3 protein-coding genes are annotated in these 2,024 nt (G+C 48.7%); 1 reads left to right on the top strand and 2 read right to left on the bottom strand.

Annotated features, from left to right (window positions below):
• The first annotated feature begins 53 nt into the window (after positions 1 to 53).
• On the top strand, positions 54 to 875 hold the full coding sequence (locus tag QNM96_RS22840; RefSeq protein WP_283839108.1) for an IS5 family transposase: 822 nt from the start codon (positions 54 to 56) through the stop codon (positions 873 to 875).
• Between the two features lie 17 nt (positions 876 to 892).
• Here QNM96_RS22840 and QNM96_RS22835 read toward each other — a convergent pair whose 3' ends face one another.
• Positions 893 to 1,435 carry a hypothetical protein gene (locus QNM96_RS22835; protein WP_283839107.1) on the bottom strand — a complete coding sequence of 181 codons (543 nt, stop codon included), beginning with the start codon at positions 1,433 to 1,435 and terminating at the stop codon, positions 893 to 895.
• A 147-nt stretch (positions 1,436 to 1,582) separates the two neighbouring features.
• Positions 1,583 to 2,024 (bottom strand): hypothetical protein (locus QNM96_RS22830; RefSeq protein WP_283839106.1); only part of this gene is annotated, 442 nt, incomplete at its 5' end.

The raw sequence follows: 2,024 nt of genomic DNA, 5'->3' as shown, positions 1-2,024 counted from the left end.
CGGCTCTGTTGAAATCCTTAGTGAGTTACAGATTCAGTTGGTAGTTTGAGTAGATGCAGACCCTCCCAAAGTCACAATTGCTCCGATTTGTTGAGGAAGCATTTCAGTTAGCGCGACGTGCCGTGGCTCGATACTCCTCAAAGTTCTCGAAACAACGCTACACGTTCCATCAACACATCGTTCTCCTCTGCCTCAAAGTTCGGAAGAACACAACGTATCGAACACTTCTCGACGAACTCATCGAAATGCCTCGTATTCGGAGTGCGATCAACCTCACCGAACTTCCTGCCCCATCAACGCTGTGCAAAGCGTTCGACAAGCTCGATATGGCCGTCTGGCGAGTCCTTCTCAATCTCTCTGTCTCACTGCTCCCGACTAACGGTGTTGTGGGAATCGACGCCTCAGGGTTCGACCGAAGTCACGCCTCGAAACACTACACGAAACGAGCAAAACTGACGATTCAGCAATTGAAAGTCACACTCTTAGTCGATACGAGAGCGAACGCTATCCTTGATCTCCACATTACAACGACCCGAAAGCACGATACGCAGATCGCACCATCGCTCATCAACCGCAACGTATCTGAAGTTGAAGTTCTGCTTGGAGACAAGGGATACGACGATCAGCAGATTCGGGGAATGGCCCGCGAAAATTCGATTCGTCCGCTGATCAAACACCGTGAGTTCTCATCACTGCAGAAAGCATGGAACGCTCGGTTGGATACTGAACTCTACGGGCAACGGAGCCAGAGCGAAACGGTGAACCCTCGACTCAAGCGAAAATACGGTGCATTCGTCCGTTCACGACGCTGGTGGAAGCAGTTTCGTGAACTCGCCCTTGCGTGTATCGTCCACAATCTCGACCGAGCCCTCTAACGATCAGTACAGGTGACCTACTTAGTGACTAGATAGTCATGCTTCTCAGACAATTCGAACCTACTGATGTCAGTGTCCCATTCCGAGATGCTCTCGCTCTGAACATCGTGAATATGGAATTGATTATCCGTTACTTCAACATCAGCTTGGTCACCGAATTGAACAGCATTGAAATCTTCTCGGGAGGTTCTTGTATTCAGACATCCAGACTCATCGTCCGAACTGAAGTCGCTCCCACAAAACCCAACGACGTATTTTATCGCCTCAAAATCGAATTGGAGGTCATTATGAAAGCTCCCCGAAGCAGTAACTTCGGAGGGAGACGAAATGACATCGTTATACTCCGATGCCACTGTACCTCGTATCTCGTCTTCTCCATCGGACATCAACTGAAGAATCTGGTCGCTGTACGAGCGGCCATCACGACTCCACTTGACGCTAATGGCTTTCAATTGAAGCCACTCGGCAGAACGGGTATTCTTTCCCGAAAGGCAGCCTGCAATCCCGGTTCCGACGAGAGCAGCACCTGATGAGGAGAGGAATTTTCGTCTAGACGGCATTAGTGAAAATATGACATGAGGACTAATATTCTTTTTGTTATATCGAAATAGAGAACGGTATGTTCGCACGTGTAGTGTACAGTAGATTCACGTGAATAGGTCTCTAAAGAAGAGGATTTCAACAGAGCCAGTTTATCTGGAGTGTTATTATTCCAGATCGACGGGTAGGGAATCAACTTCGAGCTCTGAGCAGGATTCCCTCTGTCCTGATGATTGTGTGACTTCTCCAGTGAGAGCAACAGAAACATCAGCAGACACTTCACCAAGACTGGCTTCCTCGACATTCACAGTCACCTTCTGCTCGAAGTCCCCTTCGCCAGTACAGTACTCATCATAATCCGCATCATAGCCTCCATGATCGAACGCTCTATCCCTCACTCTGAACCACTGTTCTTCGCCGGGGGCAATAACTCGGTAGTCATTATCTATTGTGGTTGTATTGTCTTCATCAAGTGGGTCCATACGAGAAGTATTGTTTTCATGTTGACCATCAGCGATTTGGCCGTCGACTTCAATGTAAGCCTGTGACGTGCCCGTGTTTTCGAGAAGAACTTCGCCAGCCCCGTAACTGGTTGCGTCGATGTCTGGT

It is taken from the genome of Halostagnicola sp. A-GB9-2, assembly GCF_030068615.1.
GTDB lineage: Archaea > Halobacteriota > Halobacteria > Halobacteriales > Natrialbaceae > Halostagnicola.
This window is presented reverse-complemented; position numbering and strand designations above follow the sequence as displayed.